This window comes from Rhodobium orientis, assembly GCF_003258835.1.
GTDB classification, from domain to species: domain Bacteria; phylum Pseudomonadota; class Alphaproteobacteria; order Rhizobiales; family Rhodobiaceae; genus Rhodobium; species Rhodobium orientis.
Window position 1 is genome coordinate 1 of sequence record NZ_NPEV01000071.1, and the last position, 21,451, is coordinate 21,451.

Consider the following 21,451-nt stretch of genomic DNA (forward strand, 5'->3'; position numbering starts at 1 on the left):
GACGCCGCTGCTGGCTGGCAGCGGCGTCACCCGGCTGGCGCGCATTACCGGACTGGATGCCATCGGCATTCCGGTCTGGAATGCGATGCGGCCGAATGCGCGGTCGCTGGTGGTGCACCAGGGCAAGGGGATCACCGATCTCGACGCCAAGGTGTCGGCGGTGATGGAGGCGTTGGAACGGGCCGTCGCCGAAAACCCCCCGTTGGCAACTACCCGCACCAGCAGGCGGGCATTGACCGCGGACGGGCTGTGCGCTGAGCCGTTGGCGGCCCTGTTGGCGGCCGACAGAGAGGAAATCTCAGACGATACCGTCATGGAATGGGTTGCCGGCTGCGACCTGGTACATCACACGCCTGTCTGGGTGCCCCGCGCCGCTGTTGCTTTGGACCGCACCCGCCCGAGCCGCTATTGGCAGTCGTCGGATGGCCTGGCGTCCGGCAATACTGCCACAGAAGCGATATTCCACGGGCTGCTCGAACGGATAGAACGGGACGCCAAGTGTCTGTGGCAGCTCGCCAGTCCGGCGCAGCGAGCGCGGACGTGTGTGGATGTCAGGTGCTACGCTGATGATCCGGTGGTAGGCGACCTGCTCGCCCGGATCGACCACGCCGGGTTCCGGGTCCAGCTGTTCGACGTCACCAGTGACGTCGACGTACCGGTGTTTGTGGTGTTGCTGGCACCGGCAGGGCTTCAAGGGCGCGTAGCGGCGAAATACATCGACGTGACCCATGGGAGCGGGGCGCATCCGAACCCGGTCCGGGCGCTCATCCGGGCGCTGACGGAGGCGGTCCAGTCGCGGCTGACGCTAATCAGCGGCACCCGCGACGATGTTGCGCCGACAACCTATACCCGGCCGTTACCGCCCGCCCTGCGTCAGGAACTGGACCTTCCGCCCCAACCGCACCAGCGCCGCGATGTGATAGTGCCGGCCGGATCGCTGGCGGAAATGACGGCCGCGGTGGTCGACCTGCTCGCCCGCAAGGGGTTGGGGCCGCTGCTGGCGGTTCGGCTCAATCCTGATGAAAGCCGGATGGCGGTGGTTAAAGTTCTGGCCCCTCGCTTGGAAAATCCCCCGGGCGCGCGTAAGCGCCCTTTGGGCGCGCGCGCGTTGGCTAAGGTGCTGGTGTTCCGATGAAAGTGGTATTTGCCGGGCCGTCGTTGTGGGGCACGCCCGGGGAGGCGGGGTGCGCGGTGGACCTGCGCCCGCCGGCAGCCCAGGGGGACGTCTACGCGGCCGTCTGTGTCGGGGCTAATGTGATCGGGCTGATCGACGGGGCGTATGAGCAGGTGGCGGCGACCTGGCATAAGGAAATCTTGTTCGCGCTGGCGCATGGAGTTCAGGTGTTCGGCGGTGCCAGCATCGGCGCGCTTCGCGCGGCGGAATGCGCGGCTTTCGGCATGATTGGCGTTGGTGAAATCTACCGGGCCTATGCGGCCGGTGAGATTGTTGATGATGCCGCGGTTGCGTTGCTCCACGGCCCGGCGGAACTCGGCTACGTGCCGTTGACCGAAGCATTGGTCAACGTCACGGCGACGTTGGCCCGGGCGCGGGACGCCGGCCAAATTGGGGCTGACGAAGAGAGCCGGTTGCAGGCTGCGGCCGCAGCCATGTTCTTCAAGGAACGCACTTGGGAGCGGATCATTGCCGCGGCCGCGTTCCCCGCAGCCAGGGCAACCGTCTTGCTGCGGCTGTGTGCCGCCCAGGCGGTCAATCAAAAGCAGCGCGACGCGGCGGAGGTTCTGCGCCGCGTGCAATTGGCGGACGATGCGCGCCTTCAGCCGGATCAGTCGTGGGAATTTGCCCACACGGCGCAGTTCACACAGTGGGTCACGCGTGATCATGGATAAACGGGAACCTGCTTATGCGGATGTGACGCTCGTGTAACGCCCCACCAAGTTGAATGGCTGGATTGCTGATGTTGGTCTCTCATGGAGATCAGCAAAATGGGGGTGTGGAATATGGCAACGGAACCGAATGCGACGCCTGCCGAGTTGGAAGCCGAGCGGGAACTTGCGGCCATTGCGCGGATGATCGCCTTTACGCGCCAGAGCGCGCATGCACAGGGGCTTGATCTCGTGACTTATTGCCTGGATATGGCCCTGGCGGCTGCGATGGAAGAACTGGAACCGCCGGTCGAAGAAGAAGCTGGTGCGGTGCAATCCGACGTCGGTGCGCTGGGTGAAGAGCTGCTTCATTAAGCGGCGCGTGCCGCCAGGCGCGACGGCGCGGGATCCGATGTCACTCGCCGCCGGCAAAGCCGGCTGGCTGGTGGTCCTCGGTCAGTAGCCGATAACCACCACGGTGCCGCGCTCGGTGTCCAACTCGTTGAGTTCGCCGTTCAGGCGCATATCACGGGCAAACGCTGCGTAGTCGATATAAAACCGCAACGGCTCGGGCACGGCATAGCACTCTGCGATCAGTTCCCGGGCGTACTCCTCGGCGCTGCCGTGCCAGATGGCGAGGTCGTCAAGCCGCTCCGGGATATCGGCCATGGCATAGCCGTTCTGGGCCAGATAGAGCGCTTTGAGGTAGTCGTCGGCCTCGGGATCAAGCGCGGCGAAGGTCTGAAACCACGTGGTCAACGTGGTCTGATCAATCGCGAGCGCGTCGAACAGCTGCCAGTTGTCACCGTCGATGAACTGGATGTCGTACTCGACCACCGGCCGGCCAAGGCGGTCCAGGTGGTTGGCGGTCGTGGCTGCGTACTCCGCCAGCGTCGCGAAGTAGAACCCGTCGGCCTGAATGTTGTACGGGCGGGCGTAATAGACCGTTGCGGGCGGGCAGGTGAGAGGTAGCGTGCTCATGCCGTCACCTCCCACAGCGGGACACCGTCCCATTCGGAGTTGCTGAGCAGGACGTTGTGGACGTAGGTGTGCAGCGCTTCCAGATCGTCGGCGATATCCAGGTCGCAGTACTCGTCGAGCCAGGCGCGCACAGCGCCGAGGTCGTCGGTGGCAACGGTGATCGTTACCTGAACGGGAGTGCTCATGATTGCACCTCCGTTCCTTGCGACATCATCAGCCAGAGGTCAAAGCCGTCACGCTCCGCGAAATAGACCAGGGCACAGCCGGCGAGCCGGAACAGCGCGTCTGCGTCAGCGGCAGGTACCGCCTGACCGGTGTACTCTGCCAGCCAGTCACGGACGGATTCCATGTCGTCGCTGCCGACGATGATGGTTGCTTCAGCTTGGGAGTTCATGACTGCACCTCCCGTTCCGTCAGGACGTCAACGGCATCAATGCCGCCGTCCCGGTAGTGCATGCCGTCCGGCCCAACGTTCAGCCAGGCCGCTTCGGCCTGATCAATCGCCTGACCCGCATCGGTGGCCGTGACCCAGAGGTCATAGACTTCCCGGATGACCAGCTGCACGCGATAGTCGCGTGCAGTGGCCGGTGCCTGTGTCGTGGTGGAGGTCATCTATTTGCCCTCCTGTTCGCGGTTCACTTTGCGCACCACGGTGCGGCCGGCGACCAGCGGGGTGTAGTTGATGGCGAGGTTCAGGCCGTCGCCGTCGTTGTGACCCCAGGCCACGCCGATCTTGGTCCAGCGGGCTTTGTCCCCGTCGCCGACCACGTGAAAAACTTCGTGGGTCGGTGCCTTGTTGAATGCTTTGGTTTGTTTTGCCATGTCGGCTCTCCTTCCTTTCGTTACGGCCGCCCCTCGCGGCCGGTCGGAAAGCCCTGAAGGCCGCGCCCCTTTCACCGGGCAATGGTTTTCTCGGGAGACCGCTTGCGGCGGAAGGCCATTGCCCGGGGGAAGGGCCGGCCTACTTTCCGACCGTTGCCGGCCGCGGGGGCTGTGCCGGAGGAAGGAGAGCCCCGTCATCGCCAAACCAGCGTTCATCCAGGCTGACCCAACCGGATTTGTGGGCGGGTAGGGGCTGCCCGCCACTCCAATCAGCGTGGCCAAATTGCCAGGGTGCGCGCACGGCATTCCCCATCGTCAATAACAATGGTCGCTAACGGTTGTTATTTGCGGGAGCCTGCATAGGAAGAACAGGAGGTGCCGAAATGAACTTTTCCCTGGGCAAGAAACTGGAAGAGTACGTGGCCGAGCAGATTGCGTGCGGTCCCTATAACAATGCCAGTGAGGTCGTGCGGGATGCCTTGCGGCTGCACGAAGAGCATCATTTGAAGCTGGAAAGCCTGCGCCGGGATGTCCAACGCGGCATGGAATCGGTCAAAGCGGGTAAGGTCAGTCGCGCCAGTGCCGACGAAGTGATTGCCAAAGCCAAACAACAGCGGCAGGGATAGAAGAAAGCCAGCGGTAGCCGCTCCGCCCACCGCAATCAGCGTTCGGGCTCGCGGTCCGGCTCGTCGCGCTCGTATTCCTCGATCATCTTTTCCTGCGCCCGTTGCAGCCGGGCAGGTGATGTCGGTTCGTAATCGGGACCAGGTTCGGGCGGGGCATATTCCGGTTCACCCTGGCGGCTGCCGACCACGAAGTCTTCCAGCCGTTCGCGCAAGCTCGGGTCCATCTGCTGTTCGAACTCGGCCAGGCGTTCGGCGTCATCCTCGGCCCGGATGCGGCGCATGCGTTCGGTGATGACAATCTCTTTGAGGCGGGTTTTGACCTCCGGGGTGGCACCCTCGGCCATGGCCAGCAACTCCCGCTCTTCACGCGTCGGGGCCGCGCTGACGGCCCGTTCCCAGACGGTCTGTTCATAGGCGCTGCGCCGTTGCGCCAAATCGGCGGCGAAGTCCCGCATGGTCTCCGTGGCGGCCACGCGGTCGTAGGCCGCGGGCAGCTGTTCCGCCCGGGCGCGCGCCAGGGCGCTCTGATACCAGGGCTCCGGCGGTTCCGCCGGTTGCTGCCGCCGGGTCGCCTCGTCGTTTTTCTGATCAAGCCAGCCGGCGAGCTCCCGTTTGCGGACCTCCGTTGCGGTGACCTGCTGGGCCTCGGCGCGGCGCTCTTCCCAATAGCGGGTCAACTCGGCACGCTCCCCGTGGGTCATATCCCGCGCGGGTTCCTCGCTCCGCGGCGGCCAGTCGTCCCGTTCGGTCAGCAACGGATAGGCCCGGCGGTCGTCCTCACTTGCCTGATGGCTCATGGTCAGTTCCCTCTGTTGGCGGGCCTCGGCCCGGCGGAGCCTGCGCTCCGCCGGGTTCGGCCCGCGATGTTTGGTGGGTGCGGCCTGGATGCCCCGGGCCTTGTGGCTGCGTTTGTCCAACCGCAGCGGCGACCCGGCGGCCTCCAGAAACTTGTTGCTGATCGTTTCCCAGCCCGTTCGGGCTTGGGTCACGAAGGTTTTTTGATCCACGTTCGTGAGCTTGGCCCCGAAGCCGTCCGGCTTCAGGGTACGGACCGTCAGGAGCACGTGCACGTGCGGGTTATGCCCGGTGCCGTCGTCATGAATGGCGACGTCGGCCACCATGCCTTGCGCCACGTACGGGGCGACAAAGGCATGGAGCAACGCGACCCATTGGGCGCGCGGAATCTCGCGCGAGATCGCCGCGTCGATGGTCTTGGCCAGGCGGGCGTCTTTCCGCCGGGCGGTCATATCGACCAGGTTCCACAGGCGGGCGCGGTCCCGTGCCCAGGCCGGGGCGCCGGCCGGCGCCAATAGCTCACTGTGCACCACATCGGCGCGGTTGCCGAAGTTGGTGACCTTGTTCTCGCGCTCGTTCCAGATGGCGGTGCCGGCGTTGTAGGCCGCTTTCGCCACGGCGGAACGCTCTCCGCCGTCCGCCTTGCGCCGGGACAAGTTGTCAACGTGACAGTGGATGGTGTCCATCATCGGCGTTGGCCTTCGGGTACGCAGTCACCAGATCGCACGGCGTGGGGTGCAGGGGGTCTCCCCCTGCCGCACTTCCGCGTTCGCCAGGCCCTCGGGAGGGACTCGCGAACGCGGCAATGTTGCGCAATCCAGGTACGGGTTACTGAACCCGTACTGGTTGCGCAACATGTAAGTGCGCTGTTAGATAGGCAACCTTAAACCTGAACATGTTCGAAGGAACATTGAACGTTCAGCGGGTGTTGCGTTGCGGGGGGCGCCATGGCGGACGATCCGTTCGACCGGCTCAAACACATGCAGGTTCAGCCGCCACGGCTGGCCGCCAAGAGCGACCCCGTCAGCGAGGTCCAAAACCTGTGGAACAGTGCCCGGCGGTCGTTCCGGGCCCGGCAGTTTGTGAACCGGGCCCTCAGCGGGTGGGCCTTGCGCCGGCAGTTGGAACAGGCCGGCTACGACCCCCTGACCATTGAGGCCGCCGTGGAAGCGGTGAAAGCCGGGCGGCAACCGGACGGCGTCCTGGCCGCGGCCCGGCAGGCGTATGCAGCGCAGCGGCGCCAGGAAGAGCTGCGCCACAACCCGCCGCCGATCCACGGCTCGGCGGCCTGGGCGGTGCCGCAAGCGCTCACTGAGGCCGGGTTCCTGACCCCGGCCGTGCCAACTGCCGGGCGCGGCATCCTCCTGGGCCGGACCGCGGACGGCCAGGCGCTCCACTGGGCCGGCGAAAGCCACTTGCTGACCGTTGCGCCGACGCGCACCGGCAAGGCGACCGTGCAGATTATTCCGAACCTGCTGCATTACCGGGGCAGTGCGGTGGTGCTCGACCCCAAAGGCGAACTGGCGCTCGCCACTGCCCGCTGGCGGGCCGAACACGTCGGCCCGGTCTACATCCTCAATCCGTTTGCTTTGCCGCAGCTGCACGGGGTCGGCCATGCGTTTAACCCGCTCGACCAGGTGCAGGACGAACGGGACGCCACGAAGCTGGCGGAGATGATTTATCCCCGGACGGACGACGACCGGCAGCGGTTCTTTGACAACGAGGCCATCGGGTTCCTGTCCGGCGTGATCCTGTTTACCGCCCGCTATGCGCCCGAGCCACACCGCAATTTCGGCACCATCCGCGACACGCTGGCCTCGCTCAATCGCGACTTCTACGGCTTGCTGAAGGCCATGAGCGACCCGGTCATGCCCCCGGCGATCCGCAACGCCGCCCAGACCGTGCAGACTAAAACCCGCGATGTGGGCCAGCCCCGCCTGATCGACAGCCTCAGCCAGTATTTGCGCATCTGGGATACGCCCGGCCTGCGGCAGGCCACGGCCCAATCCGATTTTGAGTTCCGGGCGCTCAAGGACGCGCCGGCGACGGTCTACCTGGTCCTGCCGTTCGAGGAGATCAGCGCCTACGGCACCTATGTGCAGATGGTGTTTGCCGCCGCGCTCGACGCCATGCTCGCCAACCCGGCCCAGCCGGAGATTCCCGTCCTGTTCGTGTTCGACGAGTTCCTGGCGCTGGACCCCGACGACCGCTTTGTCAGCGCGCTCAGAACCCATGCCAGCGCGGGCGTGCGGCTGTGGTTCTTCCTGCAGGACTTGCCGACGCTGGAGCAAAAATACCCGACGACCTGGAAATCGTTCTTCCAGGCGGAAGTGAAGACGTTTTTCGGGACCGATGACCCGCACACCGCCGAACTGGTTTCGAACTATCTCGGCGACACCACGGTCGCCTACGACCTGCCGAACCCGAACCTGTCGGTCGGCGGCGGGGGCGCCTCCTACTCGGTGGCGGACAACGTCCAGCTGACCGGCCGCAAGCTGTTGACTCCGGATGAAGTCATCCGGCTGCTGGCTGCCACCGACGCGACGCGGCCGCGCCCGGCGGTGCATTTTCTGCGGGGCGTGGCGCCGGTGCAGGCCACGCTGACGCCCTGGTTCCGCGACCGCACCTGGAAGGCACGCCACGGGGGGTATGATGGCGCAACTCGATCCGACCCGGCTTAGCAATCCGCTCTGGCCGACGGTGGTCATTCTGACGTTCGGGGCGTTCGTCGGGGCCGCTATCGGCAACTTTGTGATGATCAACGGCACCTACGCCTGGGTGGTCGTCAATCATCCCGGCACGTTGTTCTACGTCGCGCCCCGGCTCGCGCCCAAACTCGGCGCCATCGCGAACTTTACGATGGTTGCCATTCCGCTGTGGGCGGTGCTCGGCGGCTGGTGGGCCGCCAGCCTTGCCGCCGGGCGCACCGGCAGCGTCGGGGTCGACCTGGGGGTGATGTTGTTGTCCGAGGGGCATCCGGTGTGCCGGCGGGTCAATGAACTGGCCCGCGAGCTGGCGCTGCCGCCGATCAAATGGGTGGGCTGGTTTGAAGATGACGCCATTAACGCCTTCGCGGTGGGGACACGCCGGGACAATGCGCTGATTGCGATCTCCCGCGGCGCTATCGAAAAGCTGAGTAATGAGCAGTGCGATGCGGTGCTGGCGCACGAGCTCGCGCATGTGGCCAATAACGATATGGCCCGCATGACCTACGCCCGCGGGGTGCAGGAAGCGCTGACGTTCTTTCTGCTCTGGCGCGGGTTCAAAAACGTCGCCCGCTGGCTGTTCACCCCGATTTCGCAACTGGAACTGATGCGGTTCTCCCGCCAGCGGGAGTATTGGGCCGATGCCGTTGCCGCCGTCCTCACCAGCCCGGAAGCGATGATCGGCGCGTTGGAGGCAATTCATGCCGCCGCAACCAAACCGCCCGCCAGCCAGAAAGCCTATGCCGGCTTCATGATCCGCGGTAACGACCGCAATCTGTTCGCCACCCATCCGCCGGCGGATGAGCGGATTCTGGCGCTGCGGAGCCGTAAATACATCGAGCGCCTGCCGGTCGTTGGTGCAGCGCCGACCCCCGCCAGCGCGCCGTTCCTGGGCAGTTAGCTCTGTGCCCGTGTCCGCTTGCGCACGTTGATCGCCGACGCATTGAGCTGCGTCTTAATGTGCGCGGCATAGTGCTTCTCAATCATTTCCACACTGGTCCGGCAGTTTTTGGCGACCTGGTAGATGTCTGCACCTTCCAGCAGGCGCAGGCAGATATAGGTGTGGCGGAGGCTGTAGGCCGTGCGCCGGTTGCCCTGGCGGTCGTATTTGAGGCCTTCTTCCTCCAGGATGCGGTTAAACCCCTTGCGGTGGTAGGCCGGAAACAGCTTGTCGGTCGGGGCAGGGGCGTTGCGCTCGACCATCCGCTGGAACGGAAGGACCGCACCCGCAGTGCTTTTGCAGTAGCCGACCCCACGCTTGCCCCGCACCTCAATCACCAGAATGGTCTGGCCGCCGTCCTGCTCAATCGAAACATCCCGGTATTCCAGGTTGTTGGCCTCATCGGGCCGCAGGCCGGTGTTGGCCATGAAAAGCACATAGTCGTGCATCTGCTCCGCCGCCCATTGCCATTTCTTGCCCTGGGCTTCCTTCGCGTTGCGCCGGGTCGCCTGATAGAGCTTTTTGTAGTCCTCCGGCGAGAACCACGCCCGATGGGTGATTTTCCGGGAAAGCTGGTAGGGCGTTGAGAAGTCGGGTAGGTGGCCGATCCAGCCCTCCCGCAAGGCGGTCTTCATCACCTGCCGGAGCACAACGATTTCCTGATTGAGGGTGCTATGCGCCGGCACCTTGCCGTTTTCGTCCGGCGTCCGGCGCAAAACCCGGTATTCCTGCAACAGGCCGGGGGTGATCTCCGACAGGCCCTTGGTGCCGAAGAACGGCAGCAGGTGGTTGGTCAGCCGCCCCTGGTGGTTCTGCACATACCGCTCGTTCCGCTCCCCTGCGGTCATCACCGCATATTGGGTGGTGAACAGCGTGGCCGCGTCAGCAAACGTCTTCTCGTTCTTGATCTCGCCCCGGCGAATTTTGCCGTGTAGCTCCAGGTACCAGTCCTCGGCGAACTCCTTGGCAAGCGCCAGACTCGTTTCCCGCGTGCTGGTCCGTACCTTCTTGCGCTTGACGTAGGTGTAGCACTGCCAAACGGAGCTGCTGCTCCGTTTATAGACCCGAACCTTCCCGCCCAGAATGGAATGCGATTCAGCCACGGCACGCCCCCGAAAAGTGTGCCTACAGTGTGCCTGCGGTTTTTGGCGAAATTGTGAGTCGAAAGACCGGCTATAAGTGACTGATTTTATTTGGCTGGGGAACCTGGATTCGAACCAGGACCGACGGAGTCAGAGTCCGCTGTTCTACCGTTAAACTATTCCCCAAGGATGCCGTCGGCTCGGGCAACCCGGCTCCGCCGGCGCCGCCTGCGGAAGACCCTCCGTATAGGGTCGGCAAAAAGCGTTGTCAACGGCGGGGCGGTGCCCGCTAACGGGTTTTGCCGCAAGGGGTGTTCGCCGCGCCGGAGGGTCTTTGATCCAGGCCGGATCGGCGCGGGCCGCGGCGCCGGCCTAGGGCCGGGGAGTGGTCCGCAAGGCGTTGCCGGTTCAGGGCGCTCTCAGGATCCAGACGACCTTTGCCGCGATCCTGGTGTCGATGCCGTCCTTGCCGTGCCCGGTGCGGATGGGCTCGGCCGCATCGGCGGCGGGATCCGCATCGACCAGCTCCGTCCGGCCGCCCGTCCGACGCACGCGGCGGGCCGTGCGCTCGACGATGCCCTGCGCCTTCCTCAGGCGCTCGACGACGACGAGGTCGCCGTCCTTGGCGGACGTGTCGGGGTCGAGCGCCCGGCAGACCAGGAAGGCGCCTTCCGGCGAGAGGTGGCCGAGGGAGCCGTCGCGGAGGCGATAGGCGACCAAGGCGCCGGGCTCCGCTCCGTCGTCGATGACGGGAAGAAAGGCCGAGGGGCGGTGCTCGGCGGCCTCCTCGATCCAGACGCCCCTGGCGATCTCTCCGACGACCGAGGTCGGGGAGGGCGCGGCCGTGCCCTTTTTCTCCAGCGGTTCGGTCTCGCCCGTCAGCAGCCAGGCGGCGGTGACGCCGAAGGCTTTGGCGTAGCGGCGGGCAACCTCCGGCCCGAAGGCGTTCTGGCCGTTTTCATGGGCGGCGTAGGTGGAGGGCGACAGGCCCAGCTTCAGCGCGGCGGCGCGCGCGGAGCGGAGCCCCGCCTCGGCGCGGGCAGCGCGCAATCGTTCGGCCATCGTGTTCATCTTGTCCTCCCTTCAATACGGAATGTACATAAATCATGTTGACATTATAAACACAAATAATGTAAACAACAGATCACCGCGAGGCGGTTTCCTATCCAATCTTCAAGCGAGGCGACGCGATGGCCGTTGCACAGATGCCGGCGCCGGCAGGGGCGCCGAACGATCCCGTTGTGCCGCGAGGCGAGCGGGCGCGATCGGCGGGCGCTGCCGCCGCCCTCGGCATCACGCCCTGCACCTGGTGGGTGCCGAATGCCGATCCGCTGGCGCCGCGCGGCGCCCTCGTTGCGGTGTCGTTGCCGCGGCTGTCCTTCCTGGAGGACCCGCAATGAGCTTTTCCCTGTCGCCGCGCGGCGCGGCCTTTCTGGAACGCCGGGAGGGGTTCGTCGCCCATGCCTATCGCGACGCGGTCGGCGTCGTCACCATCGGCACCGGCTTCACCGACGCCAGCCACATCTTCCGGGCCTATTGGACGGAGACCCGGGGCCACCGGCTGCGCATGGGCGACACCATTGCCCGCGCCGAAAACGCCCGGCTGTTGAGGCAGGTCGCCGACGGCGAATATGGCGCCGCAGTTACCGCGTCGATCCGGCCGAAGGAACAGCACCACTATGACGGTGCGACGTCGGTCGCCTTCAATCTCGGCAAAGGCTCGGTTTCCTGGCGCTGGGCGAAAGCCCTCAGGGAGGGCGATCCGGCCCGCTGCGCGGCTCTGTTGAGAGCCGGCTACAACACGGCGGGCGGGCGGCGGCTTGCCGGCCTCGTCGCCCGGCGGCGGCTGGAAGCAGAGCTGATCGAACATGGCGACTACGCGGACGGCGAAGCGGCCGCGGCATCCAGCGACGCGGACGACCGCACGACGCTCGCCGACTACCAAAGGCTCCTGAGGGACCGCGGTTTCGATCCTGGACCCGTCGACGGGGCCTGGGGGCCGAGGACGAAGGCCGCCGTCCTTTCCTTCCAGAGAACCCATGACGGGCTTGCCAATGACGGTGTTCTGGGGCCGGCGACGAAGGCTGCGCTCGACCGCGGCAGGGTGGCGGCGCAGGACGCGGCGGCCTCCGCGCTTGCGGCGGGCCTTGCCACGGCTGCCGGCGGGGCCGCGTCCGCCGGGTCGGAGGCGGGCGCCTCGGCCTGGGTTCTGGCGGCGGTCGCGGTCGTCGTTGCCGCCGCGCTCGGTTTTCTCATCTGGCGCAATGGCGATGAAATCGCCCGCAAGCTGCGGGGGCTCCGCCATGCGTGAGGGCCTGAAACGCCTGAAGGGCTGGCGCACGCGGCTTTCCAACGCCGCCTTCGCCGTGGTTGGCCTACTTGCCCTTGTCGAGCCACAGCTCTGGGCGGCGGTCGTGCCGGTCCGCTACCAGGGCGCGGTCCTCATCGTCTCGGCGCTTGCCAACATCCTGTTGCGCCAGGTCACCACCGGCCCGGCCGGCACCAAGGTCTGAGCGATGCTGAAGCTGGTTCTCTCCTGGCTCACCGGCGGCGTCGCCGACCGGCTGGTCGATGCCTACCGGGCAAAGCTGGAGGCCTCCAACGACGCGGAGCGAATCGCTGCCGATGTGCGCATAAAAAAGTTGGAGGCGCGGCGCGACCTGGCGCTCGCCGAGAGCGGGTACTTCTGGTCGGCGACCCGGCTCGGGCGGCTGCTCTTCGCCGTGCCCCTCGGCCTCTGGTATGCCGCCGGGGTTCTCGACAGCATCTTTTTCTTTGACTGGAACGTTGCTGCGCTGCCGCCGCAGTTCTGGTCGATCGCCGAGATCGTCATTCCATCGCTGTTCCTCTCCGAGACGGCGCAGATCGGCCTTCGCTACTGGGGCCGCAAGGCCTGACGGCCGCCATTCCCTCGACTGACACTCCGCCGGCACTCCGCCGGCGCGCGATCGTGCATCACGGGCAAGCCGCACGCCGCCCGGTCAGTTTCGGCGCGGCGAATGCTTGCACCCTGTCCTTTGCCTGCTACACTTGTCGGCAACGGGAAATATCGGCGTCGCCGCGCGCGGTTCCTCGCGCGGTCGGTGACGCGAGAGGATAAAATTGAGTGACACGGGTGACGATCCGCCTCCGGCGGATCGGGACAGGCCCGGTGACGGCGCGCGGATCGGCGTGAACGATCTCGCGTGCGGCAAGACCGAGGCAGCCGGACAAGCCGGCGCTGGACCGGGGCGCAAGCGCCGCCGCCGTAAGCGTCGGCGTGGCCAGTCGGCGAATGCGCCGGTGGGTGCACCGGCGGATGGGACCGTGGACGCGGTTGAGCCACCCCTGCGCGATATATCCCAGCCCAGGCAATCCCAGCAGATCCAGAACGACCAGGCCGGGACGCACGCGCCAACGAACGACGGCGCGTCGGGCGATGCGGGCGATCGTCAACAGCATGGCGCCGCGGACGGCGCCCCGTCGTCGGGCAAGGTCGGAAAGCGGCGCCGGCGGCGGAACCGCGCAAGGCGCCGCCTGCAGGAAGCCCTCGGCCGCGAGCAGGCGCGGGCGCACGAGGAAAGCACGGCCGAAGAGCCGTCCGTTGCGCCTGTCCTGAAGGATCCGGGGCCGGTGGCGGAGCTGCCGGTTCCCGAAGAGCCGCTGGTCATCGCCGCCGACGACCCCGTGCCGCCGGCCGCCCCGCCGCTTGCCCAACAGCCGGAGCGGCCGGAGCGTCCGAGGCACGGTCATGGACCGTCCCGACCGCCGGCCGGAAACGGCAGGAGAGCCCTTTACGCCGCCCTTGACCTTGGTACCAACAACTGCCGGCTGCTCGTTGCCGAGCCCCAGGAACGCGGGTTCCGGGTCGTCGATGCGTTCTCGCGCATCGTCCGGCTCGGCGAGGGCGTCCAGCGCACCGGCACGCTCAGCGACAACGCTATGGAGCGGGCGATCGAGGCGCTGCATGTCTGCCGCAAGAAGCTGACCGACCGCGGCGTGGAGCGGGTCCGGCTGATCGCAACGGAAGCCTGCCGGGCAGCCCTCAACGGTGAGGAGTTCCTGAGGCGCGTCCATGGCGAGACGGGGCTGACGCTGGAGATCGTCAGCCGCGAGACCGAGGCGCGGCTTGCGGTCGCCGGCTGTTCGACCCTCGTTGACCCGCAGGCCGCCGGTGTCGTCCTGTTCGATATCGGCGGCGGGTCCTCGGAGCTGGTCTGGCTCGATCTGCGCGGCCGCTCGCGCGAGCGCGGCGTGGCGCTGACCCGGTTCATCCGCTCCTGGACGTCGATGCCGCTCGGCGTCGTCACCCTGTCGGAGCGCCATGGCGGGGTGCATGTCTCGCGCGCCGTCTTTGAGGACATGGTCGCCGACGTTGACACCCATCTCGACCATTTCGCCGAGGCAGCGCTGCTGACCAAGATCATTGCCGGCCGCCAGGTGCACATGCTCGGCACCTCCGGCACGGTGACGACGCTTGCCGGCGTCTATCTCGGCCTTGAGCGCTACGACCGGCGCCGGGTCGACGGCGTCTGGCTCGACGAGGACGACCTCGGGGCGATGATCGCGCGGGTCGCCTCCATGAGCTATGACGAGCGCGTCGCCAATCCGTGCATCGGCGCCGACCGTGCCGATCTGGTGCTCGCCGGCTGCGCCATCCTGGAAGCGATCCGCCGGCGCTGGCCCTGTCCGCGCCTGCGCGTCGCCGACCGGGGCCTTCGCGAGGGCATTCTCGTGGAACTGATGGCCGCCGACGGCGTCTGGCGCAGGCGCCGGCAGCATCGGCGCCAGGGAAATCGTGGAGGCGCGTCATGAGCGGCAGGCGAAGCGGCGGCGACGGGGGTGGCCGCAACATCCACACCAAGGTGCGCGCCTCCAAGAAGCGGACGGAGTCCTCGCGCCGCTGGCTGGAACGCCAGCTCAACGATCCGTATGTGCAGCGCGCCAAGATCGAGGGATTCCGGTCGCGCGCGGCGTTCAAGCTGATCGAGATCGACGAGCGCTATTCGCTGTTGCGGCCCGGGGCGCGGGTCGTCGATCTCGGCGCCGCGCCCGGCGGCTGGTCGCAGGTCGCGGCCGACAAGGTCGGGTCCAGCGACGCCGATCCGCTGGTCGTCGCCATCGACCTCCTCGACATGGAGCCGGTGCCCGGCGTCGTCTTCATGAAAAAGGATTTTCTCGACGACGACGCGCCGGACGCCCTCAAGGCCGCGCTCGGCGGACATCAGGCCGACCTCGTCCTCTCCGACATGGCGGCGCATGCTACCGGCCACCGCAAGACCGACCATCTGCAGATCATGCATCTGTGCGAAGTCGCGCACGAGTTCGCCCGCGAGGTGCTGGCGCCCGGCGGGCATTTCCTCGCCAAGGTCCTGCGCGGCGGCACCGAACACACGCTGCTCGCCGCCCTGAAGCGCGATTTTGCCTCCGTCGGCCACGTCAAGCCGGCGGCGAGCCGCCAGGATTCGGCGGAGCTCTATGTGCTGGCGCGGGGCTTTCGGGGCGAGGGGGAGTAGGCGGATCCCCACCGGCGCCTGCCATTCGACGCTCGAGGTAGCGTCCAACTCAGCCGTCAGCCCGGCCGTAGCGAAGCGGAGAGCCGGGGCCTATTGCCCCTCTCAACGCTGTAGCCCGTTTCGATTCCCGCTACACCTTTCGCGATTGCCTCCAAACCCCAACCAGCGGCATACCGTGTTGTGACAGGCAATGGGCCCCGGCTCGGGGGCCGGGGTGACGACGGAGTTTTGGGTCGGCGGGAGTGCGCCCACGAGGACGCCGAGGCTGCCGTCGACGCACGATGGATTGCCGCGTCGGCCTAGCGGCCTCCTCGCAATGACACTGAAATAATTGAGAAAATTGTCATTGCGAGCGGAGCGAAGCAATCCAGGAAAGGCCTTTGCATCACACTAGGCATACCGTGTCGAGACGGGCAATAGATCCCGGGTCTGCGCTTCGCTCCGCCCGGGATGACGCGGAGAGCGGTGCGGCCGACGATACTGAGGTCGCGCCAGCGCCCGGGCCGCCGAACTGCCTGCACTCAGACCCGACCGCCGCCCCTCACGTCGAATGGGTGAAGCCGCCGTCGACCCGAATATTCTGGCCGGTGATGTAGCCGGCGCCCTCCGACAGCAGGAACGCCACCGTCTCGGAGATCTCCGTGACCGTGCCGTAGCGCGCCATCGGGATGCGGTTCACGAACGTCTCCTTCGGGGGCAGGGAGTCGATGAAGCCCGGCAGCACGTTGTTGATGCGGATGCCCTTTGCGGCATGCTGATCGGCGTAGAGCTTGACGAAATTGGCGAGCCCTGCGCGAAACACCGAGGAGGTCGGGAAGGCGGCTTCCGGCTCGACGGAGGAAAATCCGGTGAGGTTGACGATTGCGCCCCCGCTCTTTTCCAGATGCGGCGTCGCCAGCCGGATGAAGCGCACGGTCGCGAGGAAATAGACCTCCATGCCGCGCACCCAGTCATAGTCGGTCAGCTCCGCGACCGGACCCTTCGGCCCGTGGCCGGCGCTGTTGACGAGGGCGTCGATGCGGCCGTAGCGCGCCACCACCGCGTCGATGAAGGCGGTGCAGGCATCGGGATCGAGATTGTCGGCGATCATGCCGAAACCGCCGAGCTCCGCGCCGAGCCGTTCCGCCTTGTCGGAGGACGACGATATGGCGACTGTGTAGCCCCTGGCGGCGAGGGTTCGGGCAATGTCGGCACCCATGCCGCTGCCGGCGGCGGTGACGACGGCGATCTTCGGCTCGCTCATGGTCGGATGTTCCCCATCTCCTGCGTCAAAAACATTGCAGTCATCACCGGTAAGCGGCCGGGAAATGTCAAGCCGCCAGAGCCCTTCTTCACCGTTACATGGAAAAGCCGCAGAAAGCCCGTATACCGCGCTTTGCACCGGCCCGTCCGCGTGGTATTGACCGGCGCCAATCCTTTCCGGAGTTGCCGAGTCGCCAGCCAGCCCAAGGGTCGGCCGACCGGGCGGCGAAGGATGCTATTCGGAGCGCTTTCCCCGGCCTTCGATCCAACACTTCGGGAGCTGGCTCATGCCGACATTCTACGAACCCGCGGGCAGCCGGGAAGCGCTGACCTTTGACGACGTCCTCCTGTTGCCGGGCCACTCGGAAGTGATGCCGGGCCAGGTCGACGTGAAGACGCGGCTGACCGCCACCATCGAACTGAACCTGCCGATCCTTTCGGCGGCGATGGACACGGTGACGGAATCGCGCCTCGCCATCGCCATGGCCCAGGCCGGCGGCCTCGGCGTCATCCACCGCAACATGACGCCGGAACAGCAGGCCGAAGAGGTCCGCCAGGTCAAGAAGTTCGAGAGCGGCATGGTCGTCAATCCGGTCGTCATCGGCCCGGACGCGACGCTCGCCGATGCGCTGGCGCTGAAGGAGCGCTATGGAATTTCCGGCATTCCGGTGGTGGAGAACGGCGGCACCGGCGGCCAGCATGTGGGCCGGCTGGTCGGCATCCTGACCAACCGCGACGTCCGCTTTGCCTCCGACATGGGCCAGAAGGTCTATGAGCTGATGACGCGGGAGAACCTGATCACGGTCAGCGAGAATGTCCGCCACGAGGAAGCCAAGCGGCTGCTGCACCAGCACCGCATCGAAAAGCTGCTGGTGGTCGACGACGACCGCAACTGCATCGGCCTCATCACCGTCAAGGACATCGAGAAGTCGCAGCTCCATCCGAACGCCTGCAAGGACGACCAGGGCCGGCTCAGGGCGGCGGCGGCGACCACCGTCGGCGACGACGGCTATACCCGCTCCGAACGGCTGATCGATGCCGGCGTCGACCTCATCGTCATCGATACGGCGCATGGCCATTCCCAGCGCGTTCTGGATTCCATCGGCCGCACCAAGGCGCTCTCCAACCGGGTGCAGGTGGTCGCCGGCAACGTCGCCACAGGCGACGGCGTCAAGGCGATGATCGATGCCGGGGCGGATGCGGTGAAGATCGGCATCGGGCCGGGCTCTATCTGCACGACCCGTGTGGTTGCCGGCGTCGGCGTGCCGCAGCTCACCGCGATCATGGATGCGGTGGAGGTGGCCGATGCCGCCAATGTGCCGGTGGTCGCCGATGGCGGCATCAAGTTTTCCGGCGATCTGGCCAAGGCGCTGGCCGCCGGCGCCTCGTGCGCCATGGTCGGCTCGCTCTTGGCCGGCACCGACGAAAGCCCCGGCGAGGTCTATCTCTACCAGGGCCGCAGCTACAAATCCTATCGCGGCATGGGCTCCGTCGGCGCCATGGCGCGCGGCTCCGCCGACCGCTATTTCCAGGCCGAGGTGCGCGACACCCTGAAGCTGGTGCCGGAAGGCATCGAGGGCCAGGTGCCCTACAAGGGTCCGCTCGGCAGCGTGCTGCACCAGCTTGCGGGCGGCCTGCGCGCTGCGATGGGCTATGTCGGCGCGCCGGATCTTCCCTCGTTCCGGGAAAAGGCGCGGTTCGTCAGGATCTCGTCCGCCGGTCACCGGGAAAGCCACGCCCACGACGTCACGATCACCCGCGAAAGCCCGAATTATCCGGGCAACCAGTAGGCACCGCGGCATGCCGGTTCTTGCGGGGGTTTTTGCCCCGGTGCTATAGCCCGGTGTGAGCGAACGTTTCCGGGCGCGCCTCCCGTTCCTGCGTGCCTTCCATATGTTTTGGAGCATCCATGTCCGTCGATACCGCAACCGTCAAACGCGTCGCCCATCTGGCGCGGATCGCCGTTACCGAGGAAGAGGCCGAGAAAATGACCGGCGAGCTCAACGCCATCCTCGGTTTCGTGGAGCAGCTCGACGAGGTCGACGTTGCCGGCGTCGAGCCGATGACCTCGGTTGTTGCCGTGACCATGAAGAAGCGCGCCGACGGCGTCACCGATGGCGGCTACCCGGACGACGTGGTCGGCAATGCGCCGGAGACGGAAGACCATTTCTTCGTCGTGCCGAAGGTCGTGGAGTAGGGCGATGAGCGATCTGACGGAGCTGACCGTTTCCGAAATCCGCGACGGCCTTGCCGCCAAGGATTTCTCCGCCGTCGAACTGACCGATGCGTACCTCAAGGCGATCGACGCCTTCAACGGGCGCTTCAACGCCTATGTGGCGGTGACGCCGGAGCAGGCGCGCGACATGGCCATTGCGTCGGACGCGCGGATCGCCACCGGCGAGGTGCGGCCGCTGGAGGGCGTGCCGGTCGGCGTCAAGGACCTCTACTGCACCAAGGGCGTCCACTCCCAGGCCGCCAGCCACATCCTCGACGGCTTCAAGCCGCCCTATGAATCCACCGTCACGGCGAACCTGTGGAACGACGGCGCGGTGATGCTCGGCAAGCTCAACATGGACGAGTTCGCCATGGGCTCGTCCAACGAGACCAGCTATTACGGTCCGGTGGTGAGCCCGTGGAAATCGCGTGGCAGCAACGCCGACCTCGTGCCCGGCGGCTCGTCGGGCGGCTCGGCGGCGGCCGTGGCGGCGAACCTTTGCGCTGCGGCAACGGCGACCGACACCGGCGGCTCGATCCGCCAGCCGGCATCGCTGACCGGCACCGTCGGCATCAAGCCGACCTATGGCCGCTGCTCGCGCCGGGGCATCGTCGCCTTTGCCTCGTCCCTCGACCAGGCCGGGCCGATCACCCACACGGTCCGCGATGCGGCGATGATGCTGAAGTCGATGGCCTCGGTGGACGCCAGGGACACCACCTCCGTCGACATCGACGTGCCGGACTACGAGGCGGCGATCGGCCAGTCGGTCAAGGGCATGAAGATCGGCATTCCGAAGGAATACCGGGTTGAGGGCATGCCCGATGAGATCGAGACCCTGTGGGGTAAGGGCCGCGACTGGCTGAAGGATGCCGGCGCGGAGATCGTCGACATCTCGCTGCCGCACACCAAATACGCGCTTGCCGCCTACTACATCGTGGCGCCGGCCGAGGCCTCGTCGAACCTTGCCCGCTATGACGGCGTGCGCTACGGCCTAAGGGTGCCGTCCGACGAGATCATCGAGCAGTACGAAAAGACGCGCTCGGCCGGCTTCGGCGCCGAGGTCAAGCGGCGCATCCTGATCGGCACCTATGTGCTCTCGGCCGGCTACTACGACGCCTATTACCTGAAGGCGCAGAAGGTCCGCACGCTGATCAAGAAGGACTTCGAGGACGTCTTCGATGCGGGCGTTGATGCCATCCTGGCGCCGGCAACGCCGTCCGCGGCCTTTGCCGTCGGCGCCATGGACAACGCCTCGCCGGTGGAGATGTATCTCCAGGATATCTTCACGGTGACGGTGAACATGGCCGGGCTGCCGGGCATCTCGGTTCCGGGCGGGCTCGACGCCTCCGGCCTGCCGCTCGGCCTGCAGCTCATCGGCCGCCCCTTCGACGAGGCGACGCTGTTCCGCGCCGGCCAGGTCATCGAGGACGCCGCCGGGCGCTTCCGGCCGCAGAAGTGGTGGGCCTGAGGCGGCGGTCGAACGCTTCGATCGACGATTTCGGAAAAAAGAAACGCCGCGCAACCGAAATGGGTCGCGCGGCGTTTCCGCGTTTCAGGGGCGATGCCGGGACGGGCTTCGGCGTTACTGCGCTTTTGCGGCGGCGTCGCAGGGCGTGTAGGTGCCGGTGACGTATTCGAAGTTCGGCACCACGTCTTCGGCCGGCTCGTCCGTCTGCTGGCCGTCGGTTTCCGGCACCGGCGTCAGGCTGAGGGCGACCTCGCCCATGACGAACTCGTTCTGCGACTGGACCCTCAGTTCGCCGTTCTGTTCGCGGATGACGGAGAGGAGATCGGGGCGGGTGACGCCCGAATCGTCGCTGCAGGAGACCAGCACGGTCACCGTACCGTCCTTGCCGCCCCAGAAGTCGCGGTAGGAGCAGCCGAACTCCGTGCCGAAGATGCCGGTCTTGTCGAGCACGAGGGCGCCGGATTCCTCCTGCGCCTCCTGGCCTTTGCAGGCGGCGGCGTCGGTGGCGTATTTTTTGGCGAGGAAGTCGGGCATCTGGCCGGCCAAAGCCGGCAGCGCCGTACCGGTAAGGATCATGGCGACGATCGCAGTCTTTCGAAGCATGGAAAACCACCTGAAAGGTTGAAGAAACGGTGCGGGATTATTAGGCAAGTTTTTGGCGTTGCCAATGGCGAAATGGCGGCGAAAAAGAGGCGTCGTATGGGTTTTTCGGGCCCGGCCGCCGGACCTTGCGAGGCGCTCGCAGGAAGGACCGTTCCGGCCCGGCCGCAATATTGCCCGGCGGCGGCCGATGCGTCCTTTCGGCGGCGGGCCGGCGCATCCGTCCGGCATTCGCGATCCCGCGCCGGGCGTCGTTTCTGGCACCGATAACGCAGACAAGAAGGGGAGCAACCGATGACAGTCGATGAATTCGCAACCTCGCTCACCGCCGGCGCGCCGCCCGAGGGCCTGCCGCCGGCGCTTCTCGGCCTGTGGCACGCGGGCCGGGGCGAATGGACGAAGGCGCACGAGATCGTCCAGGACGACGACGGACGCGACGCGGCCTGGGTCCATGCATGGCTGCACCGCGACGAGGGCGACACCTGGAACGCCGGCTACTGGTACCGCCGCGCCGGCCGCCCCCACCACTCCGGCGCGCTGAACGAGGAATGGCGGGAGATCGCGGAGGGGTTGTTGGGGTGTCCACTTAAGCTTCTTGGCTTACGAATAAGTTGATTGTCTCGATGGGTCTGCGGCCCTGGTTTCGGTAGCCGAGA

Annotated in this window: 26 protein-coding genes and 1 tRNA gene; 16 read left to right on the forward strand and 11 right to left on the reverse strand. The window is 66.5% G+C overall.

Features of this window, described 5'->3' with window-relative positions:
* Window positions 1-7: 7 nt before the first annotated feature.
* The 3 genes from CH339_RS21685 to CH339_RS21695 all read left to right on the forward strand — a co-directional run bounded on the left by CH339_RS21685 (window position 8) and on the right by CH339_RS21695 (window position 2,199).
* Window positions 8-1,135, forward strand: a complete 1,128-nt coding sequence (locus tag CH339_RS21685) for a YcaO-like family protein (protein ID WP_245408191.1) — start codon at window positions 8-10, stop codon at window positions 1,133-1,135.
* Window positions 1,132-1,848 (forward strand): TfuA-like protein, encoded by a 717-nt coding sequence (locus tag CH339_RS21690; RefSeq protein ID WP_111436503.1) that lies wholly within the window; start codon window positions 1,132-1,134, stop codon window positions 1,846-1,848. The genes CH339_RS21685 and CH339_RS21690 overlap by 4 nt, the downstream gene beginning before the upstream one ends.
* 81 nt (window positions 1,849-1,929) lie before the next feature.
* Window positions 1,930-2,199, forward strand: coding sequence for a hypothetical protein (locus CH339_RS21695; protein WP_111436504.1), 270 nt, complete (start codon window positions 1,930-1,932; stop codon window positions 2,197-2,199).
* An 81-nt stretch (window positions 2,200-2,280) separates the two neighbouring features.
* Here the strand turns inward: CH339_RS21695 and CH339_RS21700 are convergent, their stop codons facing one another.
* From CH339_RS21700 to CH339_RS21720, 5 genes are read right to left on the reverse strand one after another with little or no spacing between them, the layout of a single operon-like run.
* Window positions 2,281-2,805: an antirestriction protein ArdA gene (locus CH339_RS21700; protein WP_170138616.1), complete on the reverse strand. Its 525-nt coding sequence runs from the start codon at window positions 2,803-2,805 to the stop codon at window positions 2,281-2,283.
* Entirely contained in the window at window positions 2,802-2,990 is a 189-nt protein-coding gene (locus CH339_RS21705) for a hypothetical protein (RefSeq protein ID WP_111436506.1), read from the reverse strand. The genes CH339_RS21700 and CH339_RS21705 overlap by 4 nt, the downstream gene beginning before the upstream one ends.
* A complete protein-coding gene (locus CH339_RS21710; RefSeq protein WP_111436507.1) occupies window positions 2,987-3,199 on the reverse strand; it encodes a hypothetical protein in 213 nt (70 codons plus the stop codon). The genes CH339_RS21705 and CH339_RS21710 overlap by 4 nt, the downstream gene beginning before the upstream one ends.
* Window positions 3,196-3,417 carry a hypothetical protein gene (locus CH339_RS21715; protein ID WP_111436508.1) on the reverse strand — a complete coding sequence of 74 codons (222 nt, stop codon included), beginning with the start codon at window positions 3,415-3,417 and terminating at the stop codon, window positions 3,196-3,198. Before CH339_RS21715 ends, CH339_RS21710 begins: the two co-directional genes overlap by 4 nt.
* Window positions 3,418-3,627 (reverse strand): hypothetical protein, encoded by a 210-nt coding sequence (locus CH339_RS21720; protein WP_111436509.1) that lies wholly within the window; start codon window positions 3,625-3,627, stop codon window positions 3,418-3,420.
* Window positions 3,628-4,010: 383 nt separating this feature from the next.
* On the opposite strand from CH339_RS21720, the gene CH339_RS21725 reads away from it, so the two are divergent.
* The gene (locus CH339_RS21725; protein ID WP_111436510.1) at window positions 4,011-4,253 is read left to right on the forward strand and encodes a type II toxin-antitoxin system ParD family antitoxin; all 243 of its coding nucleotides are present in this window, start codon (window positions 4,011-4,013) and stop codon (window positions 4,251-4,253) included.
* A gap of 35 nt (window positions 4,254-4,288) precedes the next feature.
* Here the strand turns inward: CH339_RS21725 and CH339_RS21730 are convergent, their stop codons facing one another.
* Window positions 4,289-5,737: a MobA/MobL family protein gene (locus CH339_RS21730; RefSeq protein WP_111436511.1), complete on the reverse strand. Its 1,449-nt coding sequence runs from the start codon at window positions 5,735-5,737 to the stop codon at window positions 4,289-4,291.
* A 258-nt stretch (window positions 5,738-5,995) separates the two neighbouring features.
* Between CH339_RS21730 and CH339_RS21735 the strand changes: the two genes are divergently transcribed.
* Together CH339_RS21735 and CH339_RS21740 are read left to right on the forward strand one after the other, a co-directional pair.
* Entirely contained in the window at window positions 5,996-7,729 is a 1,734-nt protein-coding gene (locus CH339_RS21735) for a type IV secretory system conjugative DNA transfer family protein (protein ID WP_111436512.1), read from the forward strand.
* Complete coding sequence (locus tag CH339_RS21740; RefSeq protein ID WP_170138617.1) at window positions 7,701-8,654, forward strand: M48 family metalloprotease; 954 nt, start codon at window positions 7,701-7,703, stop codon at window positions 8,652-8,654. Before CH339_RS21735 ends, CH339_RS21740 begins: the two co-directional genes overlap by 29 nt.
* On the opposite strand, the gene CH339_RS21745 is transcribed toward CH339_RS21740, so the two are convergent.
* From CH339_RS21745 to CH339_RS21755, 3 genes are all read right to left on the reverse strand, one after another.
* Complete coding sequence (locus tag CH339_RS21745) at window positions 8,651-9,796, reverse strand: tyrosine-type recombinase/integrase (protein WP_111436514.1); 1,146 nt, start codon at window positions 9,794-9,796, stop codon at window positions 8,651-8,653. The genes CH339_RS21740 and CH339_RS21745 overlap by 4 nt on opposite strands.
* A 91-nt stretch (window positions 9,797-9,887) precedes the next feature.
* A tRNA-Gln gene (locus tag CH339_RS21750) sits at window positions 9,888-9,961 on the reverse strand.
* A 222-nt stretch (window positions 9,962-10,183) separates the two neighbouring features.
* Window positions 10,184-10,846, reverse strand: a complete 663-nt coding sequence (locus CH339_RS21755) for a helix-turn-helix domain-containing protein (protein ID WP_244668966.1) — start codon at window positions 10,844-10,846, stop codon at window positions 10,184-10,186.
* A 119-nt stretch (window positions 10,847-10,965) separates the two neighbouring features.
* Here CH339_RS21755 and CH339_RS21760 point away from each other — a divergent pair, with 119 nt between their 5' ends.
* From CH339_RS21760 to CH339_RS21785, 6 genes are all read left to right on the forward strand, one after another.
* Complete coding sequence (locus CH339_RS21760) at window positions 10,966-11,175, forward strand: hypothetical protein (protein ID WP_111436515.1); 210 nt, start codon at window positions 10,966-10,968, stop codon at window positions 11,173-11,175.
* Window positions 11,172-12,086 (forward strand): glycoside hydrolase family protein, encoded by a 915-nt coding sequence (locus CH339_RS21765; protein ID WP_111436516.1) that lies wholly within the window; start codon window positions 11,172-11,174, stop codon window positions 12,084-12,086. Before CH339_RS21760 ends, CH339_RS21765 begins: the two co-directional genes overlap by 4 nt.
* On the forward strand, window positions 12,079-12,288 hold the full coding sequence (locus tag CH339_RS21770; protein ID WP_111436517.1) for a hypothetical protein: 210 nt from the start codon (window positions 12,079-12,081) through the stop codon (window positions 12,286-12,288). The genes CH339_RS21765 and CH339_RS21770 overlap by 8 nt, the downstream gene beginning before the upstream one ends.
* Before the next feature lie 3 nt (window positions 12,289-12,291).
* Window positions 12,292-12,672, forward strand: coding sequence for a hypothetical protein (locus CH339_RS21775; protein WP_111436518.1), 381 nt, complete (start codon window positions 12,292-12,294; stop codon window positions 12,670-12,672).
* 409 nt (window positions 12,673-13,081) lie between these two features.
* Window positions 13,082-14,569, forward strand: a complete 1,488-nt coding sequence (locus tag CH339_RS21780) for a Ppx/GppA phosphatase family protein (protein WP_245408190.1) — start codon at window positions 13,082-13,084, stop codon at window positions 14,567-14,569.
* The gene (locus tag CH339_RS21785; protein WP_111436519.1) at window positions 14,566-15,270 is read left to right on the forward strand and encodes an RlmE family RNA methyltransferase; all 705 of its coding nucleotides are present in this window, start codon (window positions 14,566-14,568) and stop codon (window positions 15,268-15,270) included. Before CH339_RS21780 ends, CH339_RS21785 begins: the two co-directional genes overlap by 4 nt.
* Before the next feature lie 541 nt (window positions 15,271-15,811).
* On the opposite strand, the gene CH339_RS21790 is transcribed toward CH339_RS21785, so the two are convergent.
* Complete coding sequence (locus CH339_RS21790; RefSeq protein ID WP_111436520.1) at window positions 15,812-16,513, reverse strand: SDR family oxidoreductase; 702 nt, start codon at window positions 16,511-16,513, stop codon at window positions 15,812-15,814.
* Between the two features lie 286 nt (window positions 16,514-16,799).
* Between CH339_RS21790 and guaB the strand changes: the two genes are divergently transcribed.
* From guaB to gatA, 3 genes are all read left to right on the forward strand, one after another.
* Complete coding sequence (guaB, locus tag CH339_RS21795) at window positions 16,800-18,302, forward strand: IMP dehydrogenase (RefSeq protein ID WP_111436521.1); 1,503 nt, start codon at window positions 16,800-16,802, stop codon at window positions 18,300-18,302.
* 119 nt (window positions 18,303-18,421) lie between these two features.
* Window positions 18,422-18,709 carry an Asp-tRNA(Asn)/Glu-tRNA(Gln) amidotransferase subunit GatC gene (gene gatC / locus CH339_RS21800; RefSeq protein ID WP_111436522.1) on the forward strand — a complete coding sequence of 96 codons (288 nt, stop codon included), beginning with the start codon at window positions 18,422-18,424 and terminating at the stop codon, window positions 18,707-18,709.
* 4 nt (window positions 18,710-18,713) lie between these two features.
* Window positions 18,714-20,195, forward strand: coding sequence for an Asp-tRNA(Asn)/Glu-tRNA(Gln) amidotransferase subunit GatA (gene gatA, locus CH339_RS21805; protein ID WP_111436523.1), 1,482 nt, complete (start codon window positions 18,714-18,716; stop codon window positions 20,193-20,195).
* A gap of 114 nt (window positions 20,196-20,309) precedes the next feature.
* Here gatA and CH339_RS21810 read toward each other — a convergent pair whose 3' ends face one another.
* Window positions 20,310-20,798: a hypothetical protein gene (locus CH339_RS21810; RefSeq protein ID WP_111436524.1), complete on the reverse strand. Its 489-nt coding sequence runs from the start codon at window positions 20,796-20,798 to the stop codon at window positions 20,310-20,312.
* Between the two features lie 291 nt (window positions 20,799-21,089).
* On the opposite strand from CH339_RS21810, the gene CH339_RS21815 reads away from it, so the two are divergent.
* A complete protein-coding gene (locus CH339_RS21815) occupies window positions 21,090-21,410 on the forward strand; it encodes a hypothetical protein (RefSeq protein ID WP_111436525.1) in 321 nt (106 codons plus the stop codon).
* The last annotated feature ends 41 nt before the right edge of the window (window positions 21,411-21,451 follow it).